Here is a 2,058-nt window from a genome sequence, read left to right as displayed (position 1 = left end):
CCGTGCGCTCCATGGGTCCCGGGCCCGGATGGCCGGACGGCAGCGCGGAGGAGCCCAGCCGAAGCAGGGCGTCCGAGGTCGCGCCGTCCGTCGGGTGATAGGCCCAGATTCTGTGGCCTTCGCTTCCCGGCAGCTCCAGGACGTGCTGGTCGAGCGCGAGAGGCCCGACCCGCGGATGCCTGAGCAGCTTGCGGTCCAGCATCTTCTCGTAGATGCGGTGCTCGCCCCAGGAGGAACGGAAAACATCGCTGTACGCGTCCAGCTCTCCCACCAGTTCTGTCAGGCGGGCCGACTCCGGCCCGGAGCCGGCCTGTGCGCGCAGAACCGCGACAATACAGCGCGCGAGTTCGGGCCACTCGGTGAAGAACGACTGCGCCCCGGGAGCTAGGAACACCATGCGGGCATAGTTGTTACGGGGCTCCAACCCCTCGTGGAGAAGATCGCCGAGCGCATTGCCGCTCACGACGTCGAGCCACCGGTTCAACAGCAGGGCGGGCACCGTCATGGAGCCGAGCAGCTGGTACACGGCCTCCCACCGCTCCTTGCCCATGCCGGGATCCGTTCCCTCCGTGGCCACCTCAACGGCGGCGAGTTCACGCAGGTGACGCGCCGCCGCGAGGTCCAGCAGCAACGCCTCGCACAGCCCGTCCACCACCGCCCGGGACGGCCGCCGTTCCCTCCCCTGTTCAAGGCGTACGTAGTAGTCGGTACTGATCCCGGCCAGGAACGCCACCTCGTCCCGCCGCAGCCCCGGCACCTGGCGCTTCGCCCCCGAAGCCAGCCGGTGCTGTTCGGGGCGCACCTGCTTCCGCCTGGCGCGCAGAAAGCTCGCCAGTGGCCCGCCGCCCCCGCTGTGGCCGCTCGAAACCCTCATACCGCCAGCGTACGAGCGCGGCCGTTCGCCGTGGTGGGGAGGGGGCCGTGCCCCGCTCGGGGTGGGTGTGCCACTCCTACCCGTCCGGCGAGCCGGACACCTACCGTCACGACGAGTGCCGGGAAGGTGCGGCTCTCAGCCGCACACACTCGCGTTGCTTCCCCCAGGCTCCCCCGACGTCAGGGCGCCGCACGGTCGCGAATGGTCCCCGGCACCAGTACGGAACGCGAAAGAAAGAGATCAGTCGATGTTCGTCATCACCGGCGCCAGTGGCCGTACCGGTCGGGCTGTCGCTGTGCGTCTGCTTGCGGACGGGCACCCCGTCCGCGCCGTCGGCCGTTCGGCCCGGCGGCTCGCCGACCTCGCCGAGCGGGGCGCCGAGGTGTGGGAGGCCGACCAGACCGATACCGCCGCACTGACAGATGCCTTCCGCGGCGCGGACGGCCTCTACGCGGTGATCCAGCCCAACTACATCCCTGACCATCCCGACTTCGGCGCTTTCCAGGACCAGGTGACGGCCTCCCTGGCCGAGGCGGTCACCGCGTCCGGTGTGACCCGCGTCGTCGGGCTCAGCAGTTGGGGGGCCCAACACGCCGAGGGCACCGGCCCGGTCGCGGGGCTCCACCGCTTCGAGCAGGTCCTCTCGGCCGCCCATGGAGTGGACACGCTGTGGCTTCGCGCCGGCTACTTCATGGAGAATTTGCTGGACCACGTCGGCGTGGTCAAGGACCTCCACCGCATCAGCGCCCCCTTCGACCCCGACCTGCCGCTGCCCTTCGTCGCCACCCGCGACATCGGGGTCAGAGCCGCAAAGGAACTTGCCACCGGCACCTGGCGCGGTACGGAGGTCCTGGAGCTCCAGGGCGAACGCGACGTGAGCATGCGGGAAGCCACGGAAGCGATCGCGAAGGCCGTAGGTGCGGACGACCTCACCTACGAGCAGATCAGCCTCGCCGCCTTCCACGCGGAACTCCGCAGGAACGGCGTGTCCGCCAACGTCGCGGACATGATGGCCGAGGTCGGCGAGTCCCTCAACTCCCGGCACACGCGGATGCAGCAGCCCCGTACCGCCCGCACCTCCACCCCTACCTCCATCGAACGTTTCGTCGAGGAGGAATTCGCTCCCCGGTACCGCGCGGCCGAATCGGAGTGACATTCCCTGACGGGCTCGTCGCTGCGGCGAG

General features: G+C 69.9%; 2 protein-coding genes. One reads left to right on the top strand and one right to left on the bottom strand.

Going from position 1 to position 2,058, the window contains the following annotated elements; all coding sequences use genetic code 11:
- Nucleotides 1-874: helix-turn-helix domain-containing protein (locus tag ABD329_RS47655; RefSeq protein WP_344318265.1), on the bottom strand; the 874-nt coding region annotated here is incomplete at its 3' end.
- Nucleotides 875-1,121: 247 nt separating this feature from the next.
- Between ABD329_RS47655 and ABD329_RS47650 the strand changes: the two genes are divergently transcribed.
- Nucleotides 1,122-2,027: an NmrA family NAD(P)-binding protein gene (locus ABD329_RS47650; protein WP_344318263.1), complete on the top strand. Its 906-nt coding sequence runs from the start codon at nucleotides 1,122-1,124 to the stop codon at nucleotides 2,025-2,027.
- The last annotated feature ends 31 nt before the right edge of the window (nucleotides 2,028-2,058 follow it).

The organism is Streptomyces javensis (genome assembly GCF_039525925.1).
Classification (GTDB): domain Bacteria; phylum Actinomycetota; class Actinomycetes; order Streptomycetales; family Streptomycetaceae; genus Streptomyces; species Streptomyces asiaticus.
This window is presented reverse-complemented; position numbering and strand designations above follow the sequence as displayed.

What these genes read in the sequence shown, in the direction of transcription:
- ABD329_RS47650 (WP_344318263.1), top strand. Translation starts at nt 1,122, where the DNA reads ATGTTCGTCATCACCGGCGCCAGTGGCCGTACCGGTCGGGCTGTCGCT.